The sequence below is a fragment of the Streptomyces sp. NPDC059679 genome (genome assembly GCF_042734105.1).
Classification (GTDB): Bacteria; Actinomycetota; Actinomycetes; order Streptomycetales; family Streptomycetaceae; genus Streptomyces.
This window is the reverse complement of record NZ_JBHWES010000004.1, coordinates 179,977-203,736: the sequence shown is the minus strand read 5'-3', so window position 1 is coordinate 203,736 and position 23,760 is coordinate 179,977. Positions and strand designations below refer to the sequence as shown.

At 69.5% G+C, this 23,760-nt stretch carries 17 protein-coding genes and 3 pseudogenes; 11 read left to right on the top strand and 9 right to left on the bottom strand.

The features are described from left to right. The first annotated feature begins 317 nt into the window (after positions 1–317). Complete coding sequence (locus ACFV2X_RS07495; protein WP_385612653.1) at positions 318–614, top strand: integrase core domain-containing protein; 297 nt, start codon at positions 318–320, stop codon at positions 612–614. Here the strand turns inward: ACFV2X_RS07495 and ACFV2X_RS07490 are convergent. Further along, a complete protein-coding gene (locus tag ACFV2X_RS07490; RefSeq protein WP_385612651.1) occupies positions 601–1,500 on the bottom strand; it encodes an NADP-dependent oxidoreductase in 900 nt (299 codons plus the stop codon). The two genes, ACFV2X_RS07495 and ACFV2X_RS07490, sit on opposite strands and share 14 nt — an antisense overlap. 317 nt (positions 1,501–1,817) lie before the next feature. Between ACFV2X_RS07490 and ACFV2X_RS07485 the strand changes: the two are divergent. Beyond that, positions 1,818–1,943, top strand: a pseudogene (locus ACFV2X_RS07485) (ankyrin repeat domain-containing protein); the annotation flags it as partial. 140 nt (positions 1,944–2,083) lie between these two features. On the opposite strand, the gene ACFV2X_RS07480 reads toward ACFV2X_RS07485, so the two are convergent. After that, a complete protein-coding gene (locus tag ACFV2X_RS07480) occupies positions 2,084–2,764 on the bottom strand; it encodes a class I SAM-dependent methyltransferase (protein WP_385612648.1) in 681 nt (226 codons plus the stop codon). A gap of 274 nt (positions 2,765–3,038) precedes the next feature. Between ACFV2X_RS07480 and ACFV2X_RS07475 the strand changes: the two genes are divergently transcribed. The 3 genes and pseudogenes from ACFV2X_RS07475 to ACFV2X_RS07465 all read left to right on the top strand — a co-directional run. Beyond that, positions 3,039–3,326 (top strand): YiaA/YiaB family inner membrane protein, encoded by a 288-nt coding sequence (locus ACFV2X_RS07475; RefSeq protein ID WP_353596635.1) that lies wholly within the window; start codon positions 3,039–3,041, stop codon positions 3,324–3,326. 128 nt (positions 3,327–3,454) lie between these two features. Beyond that, positions 3,455–4,018 (top strand): dihydrofolate reductase family protein, encoded by a 564-nt coding sequence (locus tag ACFV2X_RS07470; protein ID WP_385612645.1) that lies wholly within the window; start codon positions 3,455–3,457, stop codon positions 4,016–4,018. Between the two features lie 134 nt (positions 4,019–4,152). Then, positions 4,153–4,306 (top strand): annotated as a pseudogene (locus tag ACFV2X_RS07465) (transcriptional regulator); the annotation flags it as partial. Here the strand turns inward: ACFV2X_RS07465 and tcuA are convergent. From tcuA to ACFV2X_RS07450, 3 genes are all read right to left on the bottom strand, one after another. After that, positions 4,278–5,771 (bottom strand): FAD-dependent tricarballylate dehydrogenase TcuA, encoded by a 1,494-nt coding sequence (tcuA, locus tag ACFV2X_RS07460; protein ID WP_385612642.1) that lies wholly within the window; start codon positions 5,769–5,771, stop codon positions 4,278–4,280. The pseudogene ACFV2X_RS07465 and the gene tcuA overlap by 29 nt on opposite strands. Positions 5,772–5,847: 76 nt before the next feature. Next, positions 5,848–7,344, bottom strand: coding sequence for a C4-dicarboxylate transporter DctA (gene dctA / locus ACFV2X_RS07455; RefSeq protein ID WP_385612640.1), 1,497 nt, complete (start codon positions 7,342–7,344; stop codon positions 5,848–5,850). Continuing rightward, positions 7,341–8,459, bottom strand: a complete 1,119-nt coding sequence (locus ACFV2X_RS07450) for a PrpF domain-containing protein (RefSeq protein WP_385612638.1) — start codon at positions 8,457–8,459, stop codon at positions 7,341–7,343. The genes dctA and ACFV2X_RS07450 overlap by 4 nt, the downstream gene beginning before the upstream one ends. A 132-nt stretch (positions 8,460–8,591) precedes the next feature. Here ACFV2X_RS07450 and ACFV2X_RS07445 point away from each other — a divergent pair, with 132 nt between their 5' ends. Next, the gene (locus tag ACFV2X_RS07445) at positions 8,592–9,488 is read left to right on the top strand and encodes a LysR family transcriptional regulator (protein WP_385612924.1); all 897 of its coding nucleotides are present in this window, start codon (positions 8,592–8,594) and stop codon (positions 9,486–9,488) included. Positions 9,489–9,672: 184 nt separating this feature from the next. Here the strand turns inward: ACFV2X_RS07445 and ACFV2X_RS07440 are convergent, their stop codons facing one another. After that, positions 9,673–13,332 carry a LamG-like jellyroll fold domain-containing protein gene (locus tag ACFV2X_RS07440; RefSeq protein ID WP_385612635.1) on the bottom strand — a complete coding sequence of 1,220 codons (3,660 nt, stop codon included), beginning with the start codon at positions 13,330–13,332 and terminating at the stop codon, positions 9,673–9,675. Positions 13,333–13,812: 480 nt separating this feature from the next. On the opposite strand from ACFV2X_RS07440, the gene ACFV2X_RS07435 reads away from it, so the two are divergent. The 5 genes from ACFV2X_RS07435 to ACFV2X_RS07415 all read left to right on the top strand — a co-directional run bounded on the left by ACFV2X_RS07435 (position 13,813) and on the right by ACFV2X_RS07415 (position 19,880). Beyond that, entirely contained in the window at positions 13,813–14,859 is a 1,047-nt protein-coding gene (locus ACFV2X_RS07435; protein WP_385612632.1) for a LacI family DNA-binding transcriptional regulator, read from the top strand. Between the two features lie 131 nt (positions 14,860–14,990). Continuing rightward, entirely contained in the window at positions 14,991–16,232 is a 1,242-nt protein-coding gene (locus ACFV2X_RS07430) for an extracellular solute-binding protein (RefSeq protein ID WP_385612630.1), read from the top strand. A 19-nt stretch (positions 16,233–16,251) separates the two neighbouring features. Continuing rightward, positions 16,252–17,220 carry a carbohydrate ABC transporter permease gene (locus ACFV2X_RS07425; RefSeq protein WP_385612627.1) on the top strand — a complete coding sequence of 323 codons (969 nt, stop codon included), beginning with the start codon at positions 16,252–16,254 and terminating at the stop codon, positions 17,218–17,220. Then, positions 17,217–18,041 carry a carbohydrate ABC transporter permease gene (locus ACFV2X_RS07420; RefSeq protein ID WP_385612624.1) on the top strand — a complete coding sequence of 275 codons (825 nt, stop codon included), beginning with the start codon at positions 17,217–17,219 and terminating at the stop codon, positions 18,039–18,041. The genes ACFV2X_RS07425 and ACFV2X_RS07420 overlap by 4 nt, the downstream gene beginning before the upstream one ends. Before the next feature lie 81 nt (positions 18,042–18,122). Beyond that, positions 18,123–19,880, top strand: a complete 1,758-nt coding sequence (locus ACFV2X_RS07415; RefSeq protein WP_385612621.1) for an amylo-alpha-1,6-glucosidase — start codon at positions 18,123–18,125, stop codon at positions 19,878–19,880. 12 nt (positions 19,881–19,892) lie between these two features. Here the strand turns inward: ACFV2X_RS07415 and ACFV2X_RS07410 are convergent. The 3 genes and pseudogenes from ACFV2X_RS07410 to ACFV2X_RS07400 all read right to left on the bottom strand — a co-directional run. Beyond that, positions 19,893–21,935 (bottom strand): annotated as a pseudogene (locus ACFV2X_RS07410) (TIM-barrel domain-containing protein); the annotation flags it as partial. 31 nt (positions 21,936–21,966) lie between these two features. Further along, positions 21,967–22,800 carry a carbohydrate ABC transporter permease gene (locus tag ACFV2X_RS07405; RefSeq protein WP_385612618.1) on the bottom strand — a complete coding sequence of 278 codons (834 nt, stop codon included), beginning with the start codon at positions 22,798–22,800 and terminating at the stop codon, positions 21,967–21,969. A gap of 5 nt (positions 22,801–22,805) precedes the next feature. Continuing rightward, the gene (locus tag ACFV2X_RS07400; protein ID WP_385612615.1) at positions 22,806–23,756 is read right to left on the bottom strand and encodes a carbohydrate ABC transporter permease; all 951 of its coding nucleotides are present in this window, start codon (positions 23,754–23,756) and stop codon (positions 22,806–22,808) included. Positions 23,757–23,760: the final 4 nt, after the last annotated feature.

The window sequence follows — 23,760 nt, the reverse complement described above, 5'->3', positions numbered from 1 at the left end:
CCCGAGCCCGACGCCGGGGCGTCCCGCCTGTTGACCCAACGGGCCGGGGCGTCCCGGCGCCCACCGCGCGAGTCCGGGAAGCACGTTATCGAGTGCTCTGGGTCCTCTCCTGAGAGATTGAGGCAGGAAGTGGCACCAGACGGCGGTCGGATCCGGTCGTCCACGATTGCCGGGAGAGGCAGTCGCGCTCGTCCAGAGCCTGGCTGGACCTCGAGGAGAGCGCCGCTGGGTGCTTCGGGTTCCTCATCCGAGACCGGGACAGCAAGTTCACCGCCGCGTTCGACGCCGTCTTCGCAGGCAACGGCACAGCCGTCATCTTGACTCCGCCGCAAAGCCCACGGTCCAACGCGTTCGCCGAACGATGGATACGCACAGCCCGTGCCGAATGCACCGACCGACTCCTCATCACTGGCGAACGACACCTGTGTACGGTCCTGACCCGGTACGCCGAGCACTACGACGCCGGACGAGCTCACCGAAGCCTCGACCTACGTACTCCAGACGGTGACCCGAACAGCATCCCCCTGCCCGCCGCCACGGTCAGGCGCAAGCAGGCACTCGGCGGACTGCTCAACGAGTACCGGGCGGTGCCCGGTCGGGTCATGCTCGGGTGAGCACGATCTTCTTACCGCCGGCCCGTCCGGTGACCACCCGGGCGAACGCAGCCGGTCCCTCGCTCAGCGGCAGGGGTTCCGGTGCGAGTTTCAAGGTTCCCTCGGCGGCCTGCTCCGCCAGTTGGAGAAGCTGCGCGGCGTTGGGCTCGACGTAGAGGTCCCAACTCGTGATGCCTCGTTCCTCCGGAGGCGCGTCCGAGGTCAGGGAGCACAGTCGGCCGCCGTCCCGTACCAAGGGCAGAGCGGCGTCCGCCGTGCCGGTGGCGATGGTGAGGGCGGCGTCGAACCCGCCGCGTACCTTGGCCGGCCAGCTCGGGTCGTGGTAGTCGACGACCTCCATGGCTCCCAGACCCAGCAGGCGCTCTGCGGCGGCAGCAGACGCGGTCGCGGTCACCTCGATGCCCTTGGCCGCGGCGAGCTGGATGGCCAGGGCTCCGGTGGCCCCGCCTCCGTTGGTGATCAGGATCCGCTGTCCTCGGCTGAGGTCCAGCTTCTCCAGGGCCTGCAACGCGGTGAGTCCGTTGACCGGCAGCGCCGCCGCGTGCACGGCGTCCAGCCCGGGTGGGCAGGCTGCCGCGTGATCCGCGTTGATCAGAACGCGTTCGGCCCAGAAGCCGCTTCCCCCGGGCAACGGGGCCTCGTGTGCGAGCACCCGGTCGCCTACGGCAACCCCGGTGACACCCGCGCCGACGGCCAGCACCTTGCCCGCGCCCTCCACTCCCAGCGCCGCCGGGGGGCGCAGCCCCACGTCCCAGCCAGCGCCGTTCAGCAGTTCGTCCCACGGGCCGACCCCGGCCGCCTCAACCGCCACCAGGATCTGACCGGGCCCGGGAGATGACGGTTCGGGCAACTCCAGTAGGGCGACTTCCTTCTCGTCCCCGGACACTCCGCACGCCTTCACAGCAGATCTTTGTCCTCTCACTCAGTCCGGCCGACCGGGAGGTAGGCGCCGGAAACCCGAAGCAAGCACCAGTGTCGACCACGGGATCCCCTACAGAGGTCGCTCGTGGTCTCAGCCGCATTGGTGTCGGGCCTATGCAGCTGGTGACCCGGGCATATGCTCGATTTGAAGAGTGACCAACTGGGCCAATCGTGGAATAGATCTGCGATGCGCTCGAGTTCGTCCTGCGGCACGAGCCGCTGCAATTCGATCTCGATGCCGCGTTGTCGACGGCGACCGAGCGTCGGGGGAGTGCGGCGTTCGTGCGTACGCTCCTGGCCGCCGGGGCTCGGCCGGCGCCGGGATGGCAGAGGTTCCCCCTGTGGGCCGCGGCGAGAGTGGGGGATGTGGATACCGTGCGGCTACTCCTGGAAGCCGGCGCGGACCCGAACGCACGCACGGACGATCGGGAGGCAGTCGGCGTGACCGCAGCGGTTGACGTCCGCCGCCCACAGGGCGTCTTCGGAGAGCTCCAGTACGTCTGCGCACGAACGACCAGCTCAGACCCACGCTTGGAAGGAGGACAAGCTCAGCGCAGCCGGCGTGCGCGCAGCACCAGGTCGTCGGTATGGTGCGCGCCGGCGCCGCCGTCGGGTGCCACGCGTGGCCGCTGCTCGTCCACCTCCACCTCCCAGTCGTCGCTGAGCAGAGCGGCGACCATCGAGGGCCAGACGTAGTCAGCCGGGTCGAAGCCGCTGTCGTGCGCCTGCTGGTTGTCCATCCCCGCGTGGTGCACGAGCAGCAGCACGCCGCCGGGCGCGACTGCCGCGAGCAGCGCTCGCTCGGCTGCGGCGTGGGGGGTGCGCAGCAGGGCTGGGTACTGCGCGGAGACCAGGTCAAAGGAGGCCGGCGGGAGCGCCGCCTCCGTCAGGGCGGCGTGTACCCAGCGAACGGTGACGCCTGCGTCCCGTGCGTGCCCGGCCGCCCGCTCCAGCGCCACGCCCGAGACCTCGAGCGCGGTCACGTCCCAGCCGCCGCGCGCGAGCCAGACGGCGTCCGCGCCCTCGCCACAGCCGACGTCGAGCACCCGCCCAGGTGTGAGCCCGGCGACCTCGGCCACGAGCGCACCGTTGGGTTGGCCGCTCCACAGTTGTTGTCGGTCGGCGTACCGATTGTCCCACTCCGCCCGCACCGCGGGGTCTCCGACGTAGCCGTCGGTAGGCGAGGGGGTGCCGGACGCGGGCGATCCTGTTGCGATGTTGTCGGTCACGGACCCACCGTCGCCCATCGTGTCTTGGGCACGCCACTACTGTTGCCGGTCCGGCAAAACGGCGCCCAAGGGGCAAGAACAGGTCGTCACGCCGGCCGGTCGGCCGCCATCTCCATCTGACGTCGGTGGTGGGGTTCGGCCGTCTTCCGGTCTCGCTTCTTGCCCGGCTCAGGGCAAGAAAGGCGGCCCGTCCTGGGGAGGCCCTGATTTCTGAGTACATAGCTGAGTATCGGATCGGATGCGGGGCGGGCGGCCTCTGCCGATTCTTGTCCGCATGAGTGAGACATCAGTCAGGCAGCAGAGCACGGCCGCGTTCTACGGTCAGGCGGTCGCCTCCTTCGCTGTCGCCATGGCGGCCACCGCTATCGGTATCTTCCGGCTGAACGCCGACGCCTGGGTACGCGGCTTCCTGGCCATCGCCGTCCTCTATCTGGTGACCTCTGCTTTTACCCTGGCCAAGGTGATCCGGGACCGGCAGGAGGCCGGGCAGATCGTCAGCCGGGTCGATCAGGCACGGATGGAGAAGTTGCTCGCCGAGCACGATCCGTTCGAAAAGCTGTGAACCGTGAAGGGTGCCTCTCAACGAAATGATCTCGTGAGGTGACTTGGCCAGGGGATCCCGCGAGTCGCGATGAGTTCTGCGGCGCCCGGCGGTCGTACTGTCGAACCCGTTGCCGAGGAGGACTCCTGATGCGTAGCGTGACCTATTCGATGAGCGTCTCACTGGACGGCTACATCGTCGGGCCGGACGGCGGCTTCGACTGGACGGCGCCCGACGAGGAGGTCTTTCGCTTCTGGATCGACGAGATCCGAGAGGTCGACGTCCATCTGTTGGGACGACGGCTTTACGAGACGATGCTGTACTGGGAGACCGCCGACCAGGATCCATCGCTCGACGACGCACAGCGCGAGTGGACCGCGCTCTGGAAGCCGCTCCCCAAGGTGGTGTTTTCCACCACGCTGTCAGCGGTGCAGGGCAATGCCCGCCTGGCCTCTGGGGGCCTGGCGGAGGAGATCGAGCGGTTGCGAGCCGAGCCGGGGGAGGGTGAGATCGCGATCGGCGGCGCGACTCTCGCCGCCGAGGCTGCCGCGTCGGGTCTGATCGACGAGTACCGGGCCATGGTCTACCCGGTGCTGGTTGGCGGTGGCATTCCGTTCTTTCCCCAGTGCGAGCGCCGGGTGGATCTCGAACTCGTCGAGACCCGCACCTTCAGCTCGAGAGTCGCCTACCTCCGCTATCGCATGGCGCATTAGTGCTCTGACCGGGAAGGTTCGCCGTGTTGCTCGCGCCCCTGGGCGTCTGGATCGGCTGCGATCCGGTCGCCGCCGACGTGGATGAGCGATGGCCCGCCGGCCGCCGCGGTCTCTTACGGGGTGTCCCGGCGAGGATGCGTACGGTGGGGGGCTCCGCCGTCTGGACACGCAGCTGTGGCAGCTTCGACGTGCCGGTCGGCAAGGAAGGGCGCGCTCGGTCACCACTTCTCGGTCCTGCGCGGCGCCGGCCTGGTCGAAGTCACCCGACCCGATCGACCGCAGCGGCTGCCGCTGAGCGGCCGGCCCTGCGGCCGAACACCGACCCGGCGGTCAGTCCGGAGCCGCCCGGATAGTTGAAGTAGAAGAGCCCGCCGACGAGTTCACCTGCCGCGTGCAGCCCCGGTACGGGCAGTCCGCGGGTGTCGAGGACGCGTGCGTCGGGGTCGATGCGCAGGCCGCCGAAGGTGAAGGTGATGCCGCAGGTGACCGGATAGGCGGTGTAGGGAGGCGTGTCGAGGGGCTGGGCCCAGTTGGACTTGGGTGGGGTGACGCCTTCGGTACGGCTGCCGTCCCTGACCGTCGGGTTGAAGGGGCCGCCCGTGATCGCGGCGTTGAACTCCCTCACGGTAGAGGCGAGTTGGTCCTCTGCGATACCGAGTTCCCGGGCCAGTCCCCGCACGCTGCCGGACGTTACGCCGGTGACGTCCCCCGAGGCGTACTCCTCCGGGCGCAGCAGTCCCGCGGCCTTGGCGTCAAAGATCTGGACAGCGGTGGATCCGGGCTGCCGCAGGATCTCGGCGCCGTACTTGGCGTAGGTGTAGTTGCGGAAGTCCGCGCCCTCGTCGACGAAGCGGCGTCCGTCGGTGTTGACCACGATGCCGAACGGGTAGCCGCCACGGGTGAGTTGGTTGGTCAGCTCGCGGTCGCCGGTGGGCCGTGCCCCCGCGTCCCAGGCGACGGCGTGGCAGCCGCTCCAGTGGCCGTACGCCTGGGCGCCGGCGTCGAGGGCCATGCGGATGCCGTCCCCCGTGTTGTAAGGGGTGCCGCGGACCAGGGCCAGGTCCCAACCGGGACCGAGGTGGGCGGCGCGCATCTGCGGGTCGGCCTCGAATCCGCCGGCGGCGAGGACCACGGCCCGGGACTCCAGGACCTCTCCGTCGGCGAGCACCACGCCGTTCACGGTGCCGTCGGACGCGGTGGCCAGGCGGGTGACGGGGGCGTCGAAGCGTATCTGCACTCCGGTGCGTTCGGCGGCCGCCAGATGCTGCTCGATCATCCCTTTGCCGCCGCCGGCCACGCCGACCGCCAGACCGCCCCAGAAGCGATGGCGGCCGTCCACCTCGTACGCCTGCCGGTGGTACATCAGCTCGAACCGCAGACCCAGGTCGCGCAGCCAGTCCATCGTCGCGCGGGACTCGCCGACCAGGATCCGGGCGAGGTCGGTGTCGGTGCGCCCGCGTGTCACCCGGACCATGTCGTCGAGGAAGTCGGCGTCGGTGTAGGGGGCGAGGTCGGTGCGGGGCAAACGGTCCTGCGCGGAGGGTTCGAGCGGTGTGAGGAGGTCCTTGAGGTCGGCCGGTCCGCCGTGGCTCGTGCGCATGGCGCCGGCGGTGAAGTAGGTGTTGCCACCGGCCCAGCGCCGCGGGGCCTTTTCCAGTACGAGGACTCGGGCTCCCTCTTGCCGGGCGGAGTGCGCGGCGCAGAGTCCGGCGTTTCCGCCACCGACGACGATGACGTCCCAGGGTGCTGCCATGAGTGCGGGTGCTCCTGATCGAGAGGAGGGGCCGGTCCGGAGCAGAGGCTCCGGACCGGCTGTGTGTGTGCGGGCGTCAGCCGACGGTGGGCACAGGGTCGCGGCCCGATCCGGCCGCCGCCTTCGGGCCGGCCTCCTCCGCGTTCTCCAGCTCCGCACCGGATGCGGGTTCGGCCTGCGGCTGGGGATGGATCTGAGGCCGCAGATCGGTCCGCGGCCGCAGATCGGTCCGCGGCTCAGGGGCGTGGCCGGCTTCGGGGGCCGAGGTGTACGGGATCTCGCCCTTCAGGACGGCCCTGGCGCGCTCCTCGTCGAGTTGCCCCTCCCACTTGGCCACCGCCAGGGTGGCGACGCCGTTGCCGACCACGCTGGTCAGGGCGCGGGCCTCGGACATGAAGCGGTCGATGCCGAAGATGAGCGCCAGGGCGGCGACAGGGACGTGCGGAACGGCGCTGAGCGTTGCGGCCAGGGCGATGAAGCCGGAGCCGGTGACGCCGGCGGCGCCCTTGGACGTGAGCAGCATGACCGCGAGCATGGACAGTTGCTGGGTGAGGCTGAGGTCGATGCCGAGGGCTTGGGCGAGGAAGACCGAGCCCATGGTCAGGTAGATGGCGGTGCCGTCGAGGTTGAAGGAGTACCCGGCGGGCAGCGTGATGCCGACGACGGGCTTGGAGGCGCCCGCGTGCTCCAGCTTGGCCATCATGCGCGGCAGCACCGGCTCGCTCGACGAGGTACCCAGGACGATCAGCAACTCCTCCTTGATGTAGCGGAGGAAGGGCAACAGGCGCAGGCCGTTGACGCGCATGACCGTACCCAGGACGACCAGGACGAAGAAGAGGGCGGTGAGCCAGAAGGAGCCGACCAGCAGGAAGAGGTGGCGCAGGGTGTCCAGGCCGTAGTTGCCGATGGTGAAGGCCATGGAGCCGAAGGCGCCGATCGGGGCCAGTCGCATGATCCAGCGGATGAGCGTGAACAGGACCTTGGACAGCTTCTCGATGCCCTGGGTGAGCCCCTGCCCCGACTGGCCGGCGGCGTTCAGACCGAAGCCGAACAGCACCGAGACCACCAGCACCGGCAGGATCTCGTGGCCGGTCAGCGCGCTGATCAGGGTGTCCGGGATCATGGCGAGGACGAACGCGGCGAAGCTCTCGTGACTCTCGGTCGCCTCGGGCGGCAGGCCCTTGGTGGAGAGGGTGGAGGGGTCGACGTGCAGTCCGCTGCCGGGCTGGACGACGTTGACGACGACCAGGCCGATCACCATGGCGACGGTGGTCAGCACCTCGAAGTAGATCAGCGCCTTGAGGCTGACCCGGCCGACGGCGCGCGCGTTGCCCATGGAGGCGATGCCGTGGACGACGGTACAGAAGATGACCGGCGCGATCATCATGCGGACCAGGGCGATGAAACCGTCGCCCAGGGGTTTGAGCTCGGCTCCGAAGGACGGCCACAGCCAGCCCGCGGCGGCCCCGGCGAGGACACCGATCAGGCACTGGACGTAGAGCAGGGACAGCAGTCGGCGGATGCGGCCGGGTGGAGCGGTGACGGTACCCGGGGCGGCGTCGTTGCGGCTCATGCGGGGCGTCCTTCCAGGACGGGAACGAGAAGTTCGGCTCGGGCGATGCGGCGGGCGGCGCGGTGCAGCAGCACCGTGGGCGACGCGCCGTCCGCCGCGGGGACGGCTTGGGCGGCGATGACGCCGGCGGGGGTGCCCAGGCGCAGCGTGCCGTCGGCGGTCTGCCGGGCGACGCGGTGGGCGAGGGTGCCGGGGGTGGCGGCGGCGATGGCCAGCGCGACGGCGGAGGTGAGGCCGATGGCCGGGTGGGGTGCGTGCATGGAGACCATTCGGACGGCCAGGTCGTACTCGTCCGGCCCGACCATGGTGCCATCGGTGGTGCGGTAGGTGACAGGTCGGGCGACGACGCCGACCTTCGGTACGGCGTGGCTGATGGGATCGCTCTCCTGGACCAGTCCCATGGCCAAGGCCGCCTGTCGGCGCAGCACGGTCAGCGCGGGCACGATCGCGCCGAACTCGGCGAGAGGTTCGGTGCCGTCGAGGCCGAAGGCCTTGGCGTCGAACAGCGCGGCCGGGGCGCCGGCGTCGACGAGGGACGCCTCGACCGGACCTGTGGGCCCGGTCAGGGTGTCCAGGGCGTGACCGGTCGGCAGGGCGCGTCCGGTGGTCGAACCGGCCGGGTCCTCGAAGCCGAGCAGGACCGGCACACCGAGGGCGGCGGTGCCCGGCACGGAGGCCGTGCCCGCGTCGGGGGCCGCACCCCCTGGGGTCGGGATGGTGCCGGTGAGGCGGGCCCCTGTGTTGACATTGAGCATGCGCACCGTGGTGGAGTCCGACGCGACCGGCACCAGGCCGTGGTGGACGGCGTACAGGGCGACGGCGGTGGCGCAGTTGCCGCAGTTGCTGGTCCACTCCACGCGCTCGTCACCGATGCCGACCTGAGCGAAGGCGTACTCGACGTCGACGTCCGGCTCGGCCGACGTCCGGACGATCGCGGCCTTGGAAGTGGTGGAAGAGGCGCCGCCGACGCCGTCGATCTGGCGGGGGTCGGCGGCGTTGTAGGCGGCGAGCAGCAGGGTGTCGGCGTCCACGCCGGTCGCCACCACGTCGTGGTGGTCGAAGATCCAGCACTTGCTGGTTCCTCCGCGGATCATCTCGCCCTGCAGACGCAACACAACAGACTCCTCGTGGAAACCCCGACGGCACATCCGTGCGGGCCGCGATCCACAGTGGGCGCCAGGAGCGTGAAGTACAATCTCGGAAATCTGCATGGGTATTAAGCTGGAGTGAAGGATGGAGGTGGCGAGGTGCTCGATGTCCGGCGCATCCTGCTCTTCACAGAGGTCGCCCGCCGCGGCTCGGTCACCGCGGCCGCACGGGCCCTCAACTACACAACGTCAGCAGTGTCCCAGCAGGTCAGCCGCCTGGAGGCAGAGGCTGGGCATCCTCTGCTTGAGCGCCATGCGCGGGGCGTCACGCCCACCGACGCGGGGCGCGCCCTCGCCGAGCGCGGGGAGCGGATCGAGCGCGAACTGAAGGCCGCGGAAAACGAACTCGCCGACTTCGCGGGACTTCGCGCGGGCACGCTTCGCGTCGGCACCTTCCCCACTGTCGGTGCCTCCCTCCTCCCCCGAGCCGTGATCGCCTTCCGGGAAGCGCATCCCGGCGTACGGCTGACGGTGCGCAGTTCCCGTATCGCGGGCCTGTGGGCGATGCTGGAGAACCGGGAAATCGAAATGTCCCTGATGTGGGACTACGACTGGAACCGTATCGACCGCGAGGACATCGTCGTCACCTCACTCGTCGACGATCCTCCGGCCCTCCTCGTCAGCGAGACACACCCGCTCGCCGGCCGCGGTTCGGCCGCCCTCGCCGACTTCGCCGACGACCCTTGGATCACCCGCGCCGAGAACCACCCCGTGGCCGAGGCTCTCGCTCGCAGCTGTCACGCCGCCGGCTTCGAGCCGCAGATCGCCTACGAGGCCCACGACTACCAGGAGGCCCAGGCCATGGTCGCCGCCGGCATCGGCATCGCCCTCGCCCCCACCCTGGCCCTGGAGGGCATCCGAGCCGGCGTCAGCGTCCTGCCGCTCCAACCCCCCGCTCCGGTGCGCCGCATCCTCCTGGTCCGCATGAGTGACCACGTCCTCACCCCTGCCGCCGAGGCGTTCGCTGGCTTCCTGCGCGACACTTCCGCGGCTTGAAGCGGCTGCCTGACGCGTATCACCCGCCAGTAGCCCGGGGCCGCCGACCATGGCGGACCCGGGCGCTGTGCCTTCGCGGCACCGACGGTTTGAGTGGACGCGCGCCTGCGGGGCGGGGCGTGGAGCGCGGTGCGGCCGCTACCCGATCTTTGCGCGCGGCACATCGCCGCCGGTGGTGATCACCTCATCGCACCTCCTGTGCGTACGGCGCGACGGTGATCCGGTCGATCAGCGGTGCGTAGCGGGAACGGAGCAGCACCCCGGGGAAGGTGTCCGAGGCGTAGGTGGTGCCGTCGAAGTTCGGCAGTTCCTCGGAGCGGAAGGTGATGGTGTTCTGCCCCTTCTCGAGGTGGACCGGGACGGTCAGCTCCCAGAAGTTGTTCTTGTGGAAGCTGTGGGGGAAGGTCACGCGCCGCGTCTCGCCGCCGACGGTGATGTCGGCGTGGCGGGCGAGTGGGTCCGGGTTGTAGTGGGTGGCTTCGGACTGCTCGGGGTTGGAGTAGCGGATGCGCAGCGCGTACAGGCCGGCTCGGTCGGCGTCGACGGTGAAGGCCGCGGTGTTGCCATTGCCGGGGTCGCCGCCGATGCCGGTGATCGCCGTGCTGTCGGTCGCCAGGGAAAGCGGGGTGAGCGTGGCCGAGCCCGCGAGCTTGGCGTCCTGGGCCTCGTACGTGCGCGCCGTGAGCGTGCCCTCGGTGGGCGTGACCGAGAGGCGGTCGACGAGGGTGGCGGACGAGCCTCCGGTCAGTGTCACCTTGTTGATGCCGCCGGAGAGGGAGACCGCGACGCTGTCCTTGCCACGGGACAGGCGCAGGACGTCGTGTCCGTTGACGGAGAGCCGGGCGTTCGCGCCGCCGAGGGTGTCGACCTTGAGGGTGGCCTCGCGGTCGGCGGGGGAGTACACCCAGAAGGTGGTGGTCCCGTTTTTCGGGAGCCGGATCGCGCCCGAGCCGGTGGCGGGGGTTCCGGCCTGCTCGGGCAGGTCGTAGACGGGCCGTGCGCCGCCGGCCGGCCAGGCCAGTTCGCCTTCGTACACCTGAGTGGTGGCGGAGGGCCCGGGGAGGGAGAGGGTGAGGCGGTCGACGATGGCGTCGCCCTTGGTGGCGCGCTTGCCGTCGAGGCTCTTCGCGGCGAGCGTCAGGGTGTGCTTGCCCTTGGTGAGGCGGACCTTGGTGTCCGTGTGGTCCCACACCACCCACTTGTAGCCGAGCGGCAGGTACAGCTCCCGCTCGCCGTCCGCCTTGCCGTCCACGCGCAGGAAGACGTTGGTGGGGCCCTGGTCCTTCACCTTGTCGAAGGTGTTGAGAGAGTTGGCGAAGACACTCAGGTCGTAGGTGCCGTCCTCGGGCACGTCCACGGTGAAGTCGAGCGTGACGTCCGAGCCGGTGCGCAGACCGCCCACGTCGTAGCCGCCGGAGGTGTAGAACTTCGACACGTCGCGCGGCGAACCCTCCGGGCCGTTCTTCGAGTAGCCGGACCCGGTGTGGGCGGCGTCCTCCGCTTCGTACGAGGCCTGCCAGCGCACGGACGCGGACTGCGTGTCCTTCGCCTTCCCGGCCGGACTGAGGACGATCTCGTACGCCGAGGACTCGTCCAGCTTCGGCAGCCCGCCGTCGCCGAAGTCGACGACGACCTTGCCGTCGTCACCGACCTTCAGGTTCGTCTCCGTGAGCAGCTTGGGGCCGGACGAGTCGCCCACCTGCCCGCTCCACTCGATCTCCCGCACCCAGGCGTGCACACGCTCCCCGAAGAGCTTCTTCGGGACATCCGCGAAGGTGATGTGGCCCTTGCCGGCGGACCCGCCGAAGAGCAGCCGGGCCTGCCGCTTCTTCTTGTCCAGGGTGGCGACGCCCTGCATGGTGTAGTTCTCGCCGGGGAAAGGCGGGGTCACATTCACCGTGTGCCCGCTCATCGAGGCGTAGGAGTGCAGCAGCCACCACTGTCCGTTGGCGCGGTTCGACTGCACGGCGGAGTCGGAGAGGTTGCCGTCGATGTTCCAGTACGCGATGTCGGCGTCCACCTTGGACTCCTCGATCGCGGACACCCACTGGATCATCTGGCCGGGGACGGAGGTGTGGTAGTTGAAGGCGTACTCGTTGATGTTGACGGGGAGCTGGGTGCCCTCTTTGTCGGTGCCCTTGAACAGTTGCTTCTCCCAGGCCCGGTACTTGGCGACGCTCTCGCGGACCGCCTCCGGGTGGCTCAGCTCATGCCAGGTGATGACGTCCGGGAGGGTGCCGGCGGCGAGGGTGTGGGTGAGGAAGCCCTTCACCTGGTCGTACAGGACGCTGGTGTTGGGTCCGGCGATGCGGGCGCTGGGCATCTTGCCTTTGATGAGCTTGTAAGCGTCGTCCCAGGCGGCGAAGTAGTCGTCCGGGTCGCTCAGCCAACTGACCTTGTTGTAGCTCCACTGGCCGGTGCCGAACATGTTGCCCTCGGGCTCGTTGAACGGCACGAAGACGATGTTGTCCTGGTACTGCTTCGGCAGGCGCAGGACCTGGTCGACCTGGGTCGCGATCTTCTCCTTGTAGAGCTTGAGCTTCTCCTCGGGGGTGTCGCCCGGCCACTCGTACGGGAAACCGCGGTGGATGTCGGTCATGTAGATGTACACGTCGCCGTCGGTGGAGTCGGCCAGCGGCTTGACCACCTCCAGAGCGTCGGCGCCGGGGTGCTGTGGGCCGTCCTGCGCCTTCGTGGAGACCGTGCGCAGGCCCATGCCCTCGAGGAGGTTGTTGGTGGGGACGTCCGGTCCGTACACGCCGTAGAGGGTGCCGGAGGCGCCGCCGTGGAACGCGCCGGTGTCCGAGCCGAGGTCGACGGTGAGCTGCCCCTCGCGGACCACGGTGACGGTCGCCTCCACCGCGCGCCCGGCGGCCGTTCCCGCCACGGTGAAGGTGCCCGGCTGGGCGTACTTGCCGGGAGCCACGGCGTCCCAGGTGATCGGCGTGTCGCGGTCGTATCCGTCGGAGAAGGAGGAGCGGACGGCGGCGGGGAGGGACGGGGCGGTCCCGGCAGTCGTACGGACCTCGAACGAGGTCTTCGAGAGCTGCTGGAGGGTAGGCACCTCCCCGGCCATGCCGGCCACCTGCTCGGGGCTGAGCGCCGAGTGCCATACGGCGAAGTCGTCGATCGCGCCCTTGAACAGCGGATCCGGGTAGAAGGACTTGCCGATGTAGCCGGCCGTCGTGGCCGAAGTGTCCAACAGCTCACTGGCCTTGATGCCGGTCGCGGCCGAGGAGACCGCCACGCCGTCGAGGTAGGTGGTGAGCCGGCCGGCGGCGGTGTCGAGGGTGACGGTGATGGTCCGCCACGCGTCCGCGGGGAGTGGTGCGTAGCCGCGGACCTGCGTCTCTCCGCCCCCTCCGGAGGTGGTCACGGAGGTCTGCAGCAGTCCGCCGCCGTTGGACGGGGTGGCGAAGAGGTACTTGGTGGTGTTGGTGCCCAAATCGAAGATCCGCTGCCACGGCGATGTGTCGCTGCTCCACTTCACCCGGGCGGAGACCGTCAAGCTGCTGGCATCGCCGACGACTTCGCGGGGCAGGCGGACGTACGCGCCGGTGGAGGTGGGCGCCCCGCCGGGCAGGGCGAGCGCCTTGCCCCCGTCCGTGCCGGTGACGGACTGGGCGGTGGAGCCGTTGACCAGACTCGCCGTCAGGCCGTTGCCGGAGCTGTCGGCGATCTTGCCGGAGGACAGGTCGTCCTGGTCGAAGGTGTAGCGGGCGGTGGGCTGGGGTGTGTCGGCCGCCTGTGCGGGGACGGCCGGCACGGCCAGCAGGCCCGCGCCGAGGGCCAGCGCCACGGCGGCCGGTGCCCGGCGCCGGGCGGATCTGTCAGCGGATGGCATGGATTGCGTCCTCATCCTTGAGTTGGCGGTTCCGGTCGGCCTCGGCCGGCCTCGGTCGGCTGCTCGTCCATGGGGCGCGGCCCGGCGGGAGAGTTTGCGGGTGGTGTTGGTGGCAGGCGAATCGGTTCGCTTTCCTGCGCCACGGGAACTTCTCCGGCCGGCCGGGGCGGCAGCTCCTCTCCTCGGGGGTGTACGGAGCGCGCCCAGGGTTGCCGGAAGGATCGCTTCGTCGAACCGGTTCGCGAAGCTAGCACCGGGAAACCCGACCAGCAATCCCTGCGACGCAACTGCGATTCCCAGCCTTTGGGCGGATCGAGAAAGTGATGTTCAGGGTGTTGACAGGCGTTCGGGCGGTTTCTACGGTCGCTTCACGCGAACCGGTTCGACGGCCGGGGCGCCCCTCTCCTCCCGTACCGCATCCCCACAACCGGCGGGCGCTCCTCCTGTGAAGCGTCGAACTGGTTCGAGCAAGGAGTTGCCGTGAACATCGGTGAGATCGCGCGACGGGCCGGTGTCTCGCGGAGCACCGTGTCCTACGCACTGAGCGGCAAACGCCCGGTGTCGGAGGACACGCGCCGGAAGATCCAGCAGGTCGTCGACGAGCTGGGGTACCGGCCCAGCGCCAGTGCCCGCGCCCTGGCCAACGGGCGGACCAGCACCCTCGGCCTGGTCTTCCCGCCGGCCGGGAACCACTACACGGGGATGCAGCTGGATTTCATCGGGAGTGTGGTGGAGGCCGCCGCGGCCTACGACTACGACGTGCTGCTGTCCCCGAGCGGCGTGGACAGTGACCGGTCGTTCCAGCGGCTGCTGGGGGAGCGGCGGGTCGACGGGGCGATCCTGATGGAGATCAGACTGGAGGACGACCGAGTGGACCATCTGGCCGCCCTGGACTTCCCTTCCGTCACCATCGGCCGCACCGCCCGTCCCGAGGGCGTCTGGTGGGTCGCCCTGGACCACACCGCGCTGGTGGAGGCGTGCGTCCACCACCTGGCGGATCTCGGCCACCGCCGGGTCGCCTTCGTCAACCGTCCCGAGCAGCTGCTGCGGGCCGGGTACGAGTCCGCGCACCGCGGCCTGGACGGTTTCACCAAGGCGGCGGCCGAGCGCGGACTGACGGTCCGGACGTACTGCTGCGGGGACGACGCCGCCTCGGGCCAGAGCTGCGTACAGCGCATCCTGCACGACGATCCCGCCACCACGGCCCTGGTCACGCTGAACGAGGCCGCGCTGGGCGGTCTCTACCGGGGGCTCGCCCAGGCCGGCCGCCACGTACCGCGCGACTTCTCCGTCACCGGAGTGGTGGCCAGCCGCTGGGCGGAGACGGTGACCCCGCAGCTCACCGCGGCGGACGTACCGGCGGCCGAAATGGGGCGGCGCGCCGTCGAACTGCTGGTGGAGCGACTCGACCATCCCCACGCGCCGCCCCGGCACCATCTCCTCACGCCGCCCATCTCCCTGCGGGCCAGCACCGGGCCCTCGGGAGGCACGCCCGCGGCGGACACCTGGCCCGATACGACCCCCTGACCGCACCCCACGCTCACCTCCTCACGCCCACCGGACGCTCGAACCGCTCAACGGCGCCGTTCGTCGTGCCCGCGCCCTCCCCACCACCCCCAGCCCTCGGCACCCGCATGCCAAAAACAAAGGAACCGGCCATGAAAAGCTCCTCCAGACGGCGCCGTCTCACCGCCGCGGCTCTGACCGCCCTGGCCGTCGCGGCCAGTGCCACCGCCTGCGGCTCGGGAGGCACCGGGGCGAAAGCGGCTGACAGCGGCACGTACACCATCTGGGACCCGTATCCCCAGTTCGACAAGGGCTCGGCATGGGTGAAGCTGCTGGACGCGTGCGGCACCAAGGCGGGCGTGAAGGTCAAGCGCACCGGCTTCGACACCAGCGACCTGGCGAACAAGGCGCTGCTGGCCGCGCAACAGGGCAACTCCCCGGACGTCCTCATCGTCGACAACCCGGTGGTGTCGACCCTGGCCGAGGCCGGCGTGCTCACCACCACCGACGACAACAAGCTCGACACCTCGAAGGCGGATCCCAACCTGCTCGCGGCCGGCCAGTCGGGCGGCAAGACCTACGGCACCCCCATCGGCGCCAACACCCTCGCCCTCTACTACAACAAGAAGGTCCTGAAGGAGGCCGGGGTCGACATCGCCTCCATCAAGGACTGGAAGTCGCTGACCGCGGCGCTGGAGAAGGTCAAGAAGGCGGGCAAGAAGGGCATCACGTTCTCGGCGATCGGCACTGAGGAAGGCAGCTTCCAGTTCCTGCCATGGTTCTGGGGCTCGGGCGCGAAGCTGACCGAGCTCGACTCCGCCCAGGCCGCTTCCGCGCTGTCCCTGTGGAAGGACTGGCTGGCCAAGGGCTACGCCCCGAACTCGGTACTCAACAACACCCAGACCACCAGCTGGCAGGAGTTCGCGACCGGCGACTACGCGTTCAGCGAGAACGGCACCTGGCAACTCTCAGGCGCCAAGAAGGCGGGCCTCGACTACGGCGTCCTGCCCATCCCCGGCATCGAGGGAGGCAAGGCGTCGGCCCCGACAGGCGGCGAGTTCGTCACCGTCCCGGTCCAGGACTCGACCGACCGCTACGCCACCACGCAGAAACTCGCGACCTGCCTGACCAGCACCCAGAACCTGTACGACACCGACACCACCCTCTCCTACGTCGCCCCCACCTCCGCGGTCCAGGACAAGCAGATGGCGGCCAACCCCGAGCTCAAGCCGTGGGTTGACGCGGTCAAGGCCGCCCGGGGCCGTACCAGCAACGACCTGGGCACCAAGTACCCGAAGATTTCCGAGCAGCTGTGGAAGGCCGTGCAGTCCGCCCTGAGCGGCTCGAAGTCTCCGAAGGACGCACTGAGCGCCGCTCAGTCCGCCGTCAAGTGACGTACTCCAGGGCCTTTTGATGAGTCACCCGACACAAGTGCCGCATCGCCGACCCGTGCCCGACCACAGGGCGGTCCCTACCGCACCGCCCCGGGCACGGCGCCGCCCCAGCTCCCAGCAGTGGGCCGCCTGGGCCTTCCTCACCCCGGTCACCCTCTACCTCGCCCTCTTCTACGCCTATCCGCTGTACCGCAACCTCGATCTGAGCCTGCGCAACTACACCGTCCGCTCCTTCGTCCAGGGCGACGCACCCTTCACCGGCCTGGCCAACTACCGCACCGTCTTCGACGACCCGACCTTCGCCCCCGCCTTGTTCCACACCGTGGTGTTCACCGCCGTGTGCCTGTTCTTCCAGTACGCCATCGGCCTGGCCCTCGCGGTCTTCTTCAACCAGCACTTCCGGCTCTCGGCCACCCTGCGCGCCCTGTTCCTGGTGCCCTGGCTGCTGCCGCTGATCGTGTCCGCCTCCACCTGGTCATGGATGCTCAACAGCGACTCCGGTGTCGTCAACGCCGCCCTGCACGCCGTCGGTATCGACCCGGTGAACTGGCTGACGTCACCGTCGTGGTCGCTGACCTCGGTGATCATCGCCAACATCTGGATCGGTGTCCCGTTCAATCTGGTCGTGCTCTACAGCGGCCTGCAGTCCATCCCCGCCGGCCTGTACGAGGCCGCCGCTCTCGACGGCGCGGGGCCCTGGCGCCGGTTCTGGAGCATCACCTTCCCGCTGCTGCGCCCCGTGTCCGCGATCACCCTGCTGCTGGGGCTGGTCTACACGCTCAAGGTCTTCGACATCATCTGGATCATGACCAAGGGCGGCCCGGCGGACTCGTCCACCACGTTCGCCACCTGGTCCTACCAGCTCGGCTTCGGCAACCTGCTGCCCGCTTTCGGCCCGGGTGCGGCCGTCGGCAACCTGCTCGTGATCGCTGCCCTGGCCTTCGGCCTGGTCTACGTCCGGGTGCAGAGAAAGCAGGCGCTGACATGACGCGAAGCTCCAAGCGCACCTGGGGAAAGACGACGATCGGCCTCCTGCTGACCGGGATCATGCTCTTCCCGGTCTACTGGATGGTGAACGTGTCCTTCACCCGCGACCAGGACATGCGCAAGAGCCCACCGGACCTGTTCCCCGTCAACGGCACGCTGGCCGGCTACCGCAGGGTCCTCGACGAGCAGTTGCCCTACCTCGGTACCAGCCTCGTCATCGGCCTGGGCACCGTCGTACTGACCGTGGCCCTGTCCGCGCCCGCCGGCTACGCGCTGGCCAAGCTGCGCCCGCGCGGCGGCGGGGTACTGAGCTTCCTCCTCCTGGCCGCCCAGATGATCCCCGGCATCATCATGGCGATGGGCTTCTACGCCATCTACCTCCAGCTCGGCCTGCTCCAGTCCGTGCCCGGCCTGATCGTCGCCGACTCCACCCTGGCCGTCCCCTTCGCGGTGCTCATCTTCACCGCGTTCATGTCCGGCATCCCCGGCGAACTGCTCCAGGCCGCGAAGACCGACGGCGCCGGCCCCCTGCGCACCTTCTGGTGGATCGTCCTGCCGATGAGCCGCAACGCCGTCGTCACGGTGTCCCTGTTCGCCTTCCTGTGGTCCTGGTCCGACTTCGTCTTCGCCAGCACCCTCGCGGGCGGCGGCGCACACAAGCCGATCACCCTCGGCATCTACCACTACATCGGCAACAACAACCAGGAGTGGAACGCCATCATGGCCACCGCCGTCGTGGCCTCGCTGCCGGCCGCGGTCATCCTCGTCCTCGCCCAGCGGTACGTCGCCGCCGGCGTGACCGCCGGCGCCGTCAAGGACTGACCTTCCCCGGCGATCCGATCCTTCCCTCGCCCGCCGGCTCCCGCCGCCGGCCCGCCACCGCCGAAGAAACGAGTAACGCTCATGACCGCCGCCCCGTCCGGCCCGGCCTTCTCCGTCCACGACATTCCGTTTAGCACCCACGGGTCCTGGTTCGGCATCTCGCCCGTGGTGGCCCAGAAGACCTATGCCGACGACCTCCATCTGGTTTCGCACCAGAACGGTATGCACGCAGTGCTGCGGTTCGTCCCCCTCGATGCCGGGACGGGTGCCCGGGCCACGACCCGTATCGAGGCGACACCCGGACTGCTCAGCTGGACCGGCGAAGGCGGCCGTATCGACCTCGCCTACGAGTCACCGGACACCATACGGCTGCGCGGCGAGGGGCTCGGCCTGCGTATCCGTGCCGCCGAGCAGACCCTGACCCCCTTCACCGGCGCCTACTTCTTCCGTGACCCGGTGGACGGGGCGTACGTCTTCACCTCGTACGAGACCGGTCGCCGCTACCGGATCACCGCGCTGTCCGCCGGCGCGGTCGGTGCGTTCGGCGCCCAGGACCTGGGCAGCGCGGAGCGCGGTCTGGCCATCGCGGCGGAGAACGGCGGGGTCTGGGAGGCCGCTGTCGAGGAACTGGACAGCGCACGCAGTCCCTACACCGCGCAGACGGCCTTCGATCAGGTCGTGACCGCCGCACAGAACGCCTTCGCCCAATTCGCCGACGCGGTCGCCCCGTGGCGCTCGGCCGACACCCCGGCCGCCGAACTGGCCGCCTACGTCCTGTGGTCCGCGACGGTGAACCCAGCGGGCTTCGTCACCCGGCCCGCCGTGCTGATGTCCAAGCACTGGATGGACAAGGTCTGGAGCTGGGACCACTGCTTCAACGCCCTGGCGATGGCTCCCGGTCTGCCCGCGTCCGCCTGGGACCAGTTCTGCCTCCCTTTCGACCACCAGGACGAGAGCGGGGCCCTGCCCGACTCCGTCTGCCACTCCGAGATCCTCTACAACTACGTCAAACCCCCCATCCACGGCTGGGCTCTGAGTCACCTGCGCCGACGCCTGCCCGAACCGCTCGACCCGGCGGAGCTGGCCCGGACGTACGACCGGCTGGCACGCTGGACCGAGTTCTGGCTCACCGCGCGAAGAGCGCCCGGCAGCGCCCTTCCCCACTACCAGCACGGCAATGACAGCGGCTGGGACAACGCCACGACCTTCGACCCGGAACGGGTGGTCGCCACCGCCGACCTCGCCGGGTTCCTGGTCCTCCAACTGCGCGAACTCGCCGGCCTGGCCGAAGAGCTGGGGCGGCCGGACGACGCCCGCCGGTGGACGCGGACCGCGGACGCGACTCAGGCCGCGATGCTCGACGACCTGTGGAAGGGGGACCACTTCGTCGCCCGCGGAGCGCACAGCGGGGACACCTGGAGCAGCTCCAGCCTGCTGGACCTGATGCCGATCGCGTTGGGCGAGCACCTGCCGCAGCACGTCGCCGCCGTGCTGGCCGATCGCATCGAGGCGCACCTGACGCCGTACGGGCTCGCGACCGAACTGCCCGGCTCACCCCACTACCTCTCCGACGGCTACTGGCGCGGCCCCGTCTGGGCCCCGGCCGTCGTCCTCATCGAGGACGGCCTGCGCCGCAGCGGTCACCAGAACCTCGCGGACGAGATCAGCGCCCGCTTCCGGACCCTGTGCGAGACACACGGCTTCGCGGAGAACTTCGACGCCCTCACCGGAACCGGCCTGCGCGACCGCGCCTACACCTGGACCGCCAGCGGCTACCTGCTCCTCGCCGAAGCCCACGCACTCCGACCCGCCACGCCCGCCCCGCGGACGGGCGGATGAAGAACTTCTGTTCACCGGCAGCTGTGCGCCGTCGCGCAACAGCAGCGGAATGCGGTCGAGCGGGGCGTCGAGTGTGGGCCGCGTGCCGCCCTCGTACGTGGTGCCCGTCCAGGCACACTGCCAGCGGGCGCCGGCCGGCAGGTGTACTTCACGGCGGACGGCACCGGCCTCGGTGACGGGGGCGACCATCAGGTCGGGGCCGAGCAGGAACTGGTCGGCCACGGTCCAGGCTGTCTCGTCCTCGGGGAACTCGAGGAACAGCGGGCGCATCGGGGGCAGGCCCTCACGGGCGGCGGTGGCCATCTGCTGGGCGATGTAGGGGCGGAGTCGTTCGCGCAGTTCCAGGTAGCCGCGCATGATCTCGTACGCCTCCTCGCCGTACGACCACACCTCGTTGGGGCCGCCGGTCATCTCACCACCCAGCGGGAGCCACGGCAGCCGGAAGCCGTGCAGCCGGAATATCGGGCACAGCGCACCGAACTGGAACCAGCGGATGAGGACTTCACGGTACGCGGGGTCGTCGGGGTCCCCGCCGTGGAAGCCGCCGATGTCGGTGGTCCACCAGGGGATGCCGGACAGACCGATGTTGAGGCCTGCCACGATCTGGGCGCGCAGGGCGGCGAAGTCGGTGCCGATGTCGCCGGACCACACGGCGGTGCCGTAACGCTGGCTGCCCGCCCAGGCCGAGCGGGAGAACGACAGGCCGTCGGTGTTGCCGGAGGCGGCCATGCCCTCGTGGAAGAGGCGGGCGTTCTCCCGGGGGTAGAGATTGGCCACCTCCTGGCCGTGGCCCGCGTGGTAGCGGAGATTGGCCGGGTGGCCCGGCTTCATCTCGGGCTCGCAGGCGTCGAGCCACCACAGGTTGATGCCCAGCCGCTGATAGTTCTCCTGGACCTTGGACCACACGTATGCGCGGGTATCGGGGTTCGTCGGATCGTAGAAGGAGACCATGACGCGGTGGTCGGCGCCCTTGTCGACCCAGGTGGCGTGGGCCGCGGTGCCGTACTCGTTGGCCGCGAACAGGCCGCGGCGCTCCAGTTCGTCGTAGTTCTCGCTCGAGCGGTTGACCGAGGGCCAGATGGACACCATCAGCTTGACGCCGAGCTCGTCCAGTTCCCGGACCATGGCGGCCGGATCGGGCCACTGGGCCGGGTCGAACTTCCAGTCGCCCAGCCGCGTCCAGTGGAAGAAGTCGGCGACTACCACGGACATCGGCAAACCCCGGCGCTTGTGCTCGCGGACGACGTCAAGGAGTTCCCGCTGTGTGCGGTAGCGCAGCTTGCACTGCCAGAATCCGGTGGCCCAGTCGGGAAACGCGGGGGCATGACCGGTGGCGTCGGCATAGGAGCGGAGGATATCGGCGGGCTGGTCGCCCGCGGTGATCCAGTAGTCGATCTGGCGCGCGCTGTCGGCCACCCATCGGGTGCCGGTGCGCACCAGTTCGACCCGGCCGACGGCGGGGCTGTTCCACAGCAGGCCGTAGCCACGGTTGGAGAGCACGAACGGGATCGTGATCTCCGTGTTTCGCTGCACCAGGTCGATGACGGTGCCCTTCTGGTCGAGCAGCCCGTGCTGGCGCTGCCCGAGGCCGTACAGCCGCTCTCCTTCATACGCCGTGAAGTTCTGTTCGAGGCGGTGGTAGCCGTGCCCGGTCGGCATGTGGACGCGGCTTCCAGGCCACCAGAAGTGTGCGGGGCGCTCCGCGAGCAGTTCCGCACCGTCCGCGGTACGTACGAAGCGCAGCATGCCCTCGGCGGTCAGCTCCGCGGTGATACGGCCGTTGACCAGGCGCGCGGAGGGAACGGCGTCGACGGGTGAACCGAGTCCGTTCCTGAAGACGGTCAGACCGGTCAGATCCGGGACGGTGATCTCGGCCGTGCTGCCGGGGTGCTCCAGCAGAGCGCCGGGGATGTCGTCGCGCACGGGGCCCAGGGCCGCCCGTACGCGGACGGAGTCCGGCCCCCAGGGCTCGATGCGCAGCGACTCGTGACCGCCGCGCCACTCCAGGGCGCCGTCGTGTACCCGGAAAGTGTTCAACGTACTGCTCCAGTGCATGAGGGGAGTTGCGGTTGACCGTGGGGCGGGGTCAGTCCTTGACCGAGCCGCCGGTGATGCCGACCGCGATATACCGCTGGGCGATGACCAGCAGCACCGCCGCGGGTACGGAGGCGATGACGGCGGAGGCCATCAGGGCGTTCCAATCGGTGGCGTTGGCGCCGATGAATCGATAGATGCCGACGGTCACCGGGGTCACGGCGTCGCGCGAGGTCAGTGTGATCGCGAAGAGGAAGTCGGCCCAGGAGAAGAGGAACGCGAACAGGCCGGCGGTGATCAGGCCGTTGCGGCTCATGGGGACCACGATACGAAGGAACGTACGCCAGGAGCCGGCGCCGTCCAGCGCCGCGGCCTCGATGACTTCGGTGGGGATATCGCGCAGCTGTGCGCGGAGCAGCACCGCGGCGAACGGCACGGAGAGGGTGGACTGGGCCAGCATCAGCCCGATGGTGTTGTTGAGCAGCCCGATCTCGCTGTAGAGCGCGAAGAGCGAGTTGGCCTTCACGATGCCAGGCACCATCTGCACGATCAGCAGGACGAACGTGAGCGCCGCGGCCCAGCGCAGCCGGAACTTCGCCAGCGCCCATGCCAGCGGGGCCGACAGGGCGAGGGTGAGCACCACATTGCCGCAGGCCACGAAGAGGCTGATGACCAGATGCCGGCCCTGGGTGTCGAAGGCGGCGCGGTATCCGTCGAGGGTCGGGTCGGTGGGGAACCACTTGGGCGGGATGCTCAGCAACGCCTGAGCCGGCTGGAGCGAGGCGTTGAACATCCAGTACAGCGGGAAGAGCAGCACGCCGACGATCAGCAGTGCGATGCCCGTGCTGCACCAGCGGCGGGCGGTGGTCAAGGCGGCAGGGGACATCGGGACTACCTCTCGGACTGTTCGGCGCGGACCGCCCGCAGATACACGAGCGCGCAGAGCATGGCGATGACGATGAGGACGTTGCTGACCGCGGCGCCCTGACCGAACCGCAGGTTGGTGAAGGAGAGCTGATAGGACCAGGTGGACAGCAGCTGTGTGGAATCGGCGGGGCCGCCCTGGGTGAGCACCATGACGACGTCGAACGCCTTGATCGTGTAGATCAGTCCGAGCATCACGACGACCGAGCTGACCGGGCGCAGCAGCGGCCAGGTGAGGTGGCGGAACTTCTGCCAGGCGCCCGCGCCGTCCAGCGAGGCCGCTTCGTACAGCTGCGGCGGGATGGACTGCAGGCCGCCGTACAGAATCACCATGTTGAAGGGGATGCCGATCCATACATTGGCGATGACGACGGCCGTCATGGCGTGGTCGGGGCTGACCAGCCAGGGGACGGGGTCGCTGATCAGATGCAGGTTGAGCAGCACCTGGTTGATGACGCCGTAGTCCTGGTCGAGCAGCCAGCGGAAGACGGTGCCGGAGACCAGCAGCGGGAGCAGCCAGGGCAGGAGGAGCAGGGCGCGCAGAGTGCCGCTGAGCGGGAAGCGGCGGCGGAAGAACAGCGCGAGGCCGAGGCCGATGGCGAACTGCAGGATCAGCGAGGCGAGGGTGAAGACGGCCGTGTTCCACAGCGTGCTGGAGAAGAGGTCGTCGGTCAGGATCTCGGCGTAGTTGGCGAGTCCGGTGAACGGTGCGTCACCGTCGTAGAAGGACGTCACCGAGTAGTTCTGGAAGGACATCACCAGATTCGCGACGATCGGGTATCCGAAGAAGATCACCAGGTAGAGCACGGCCGGCACATAGAAGCTCATGCGCGCCAGCCGCGCTCGACGGGCGAGGGCGGCCGCCCGGCCGTCCGAGTGCGCCGCCGCGCGGACGGGCTTGTCCAGAAGGGTTGTCATGGTG

Coding starts and splice junctions, on each gene's coding strand:
- ACFV2X_RS07475 (WP_353596635.1), top strand. CDS start 3,039: ATGAGTGAGACATCAGTCAGGCAGCAGAGCACGGCCGCGTTCTACGGT.
- ACFV2X_RS07470 (WP_385612645.1), top strand. CDS start 3,455: ATGCGTAGCGTGACCTATTCGATGAGCGTCTCACTGGACGGCTACATC.
- tcuA (WP_385612642.1), bottom strand. CDS start 5,771: ATGGCAGCACCCTGGGACGTCATCGTCGTCGGTGGCGGAAACGCCGGA.
- dctA (WP_385612640.1), bottom strand. CDS start 7,344: ATGAGCCGCAACGACGCCGCCCCGGGTACCGTCACCGCTCCACCCGGC.
- ACFV2X_RS07440 (WP_385612635.1), bottom strand. CDS start 13,332: ATGCCATCCGCTGACAGATCCGCCCGGCGCCGGGCACCGGCCGCCGTG.
- ACFV2X_RS07430 (WP_385612630.1), top strand. CDS start 14,991: ATGAAAAGCTCCTCCAGACGGCGCCGTCTCACCGCCGCGGCTCTGACC.
- ACFV2X_RS07425 (WP_385612627.1), top strand. CDS start 16,252: ATGAGTCACCCGACACAAGTGCCGCATCGCCGACCCGTGCCCGACCAC.
- ACFV2X_RS07420 (WP_385612624.1), top strand. CDS start 17,217: ATGACGCGAAGCTCCAAGCGCACCTGGGGAAAGACGACGATCGGCCTC.
- ACFV2X_RS07415 (WP_385612621.1), top strand. CDS start 18,123: ATGACCGCCGCCCCGTCCGGCCCGGCCTTCTCCGTCCACGACATTCCG.
- ACFV2X_RS07405 (WP_385612618.1), bottom strand. CDS start 22,800: ATGTCCCCTGCCGCCTTGACCACCGCCCGCCGCTGGTGCAGCACGGGC.
- ACFV2X_RS07400 (WP_385612615.1), bottom strand. CDS start 23,756: ATGACAACCCTTCTGGACAAGCCCGTCCGCGCGGCGGCGCACTCGGAC.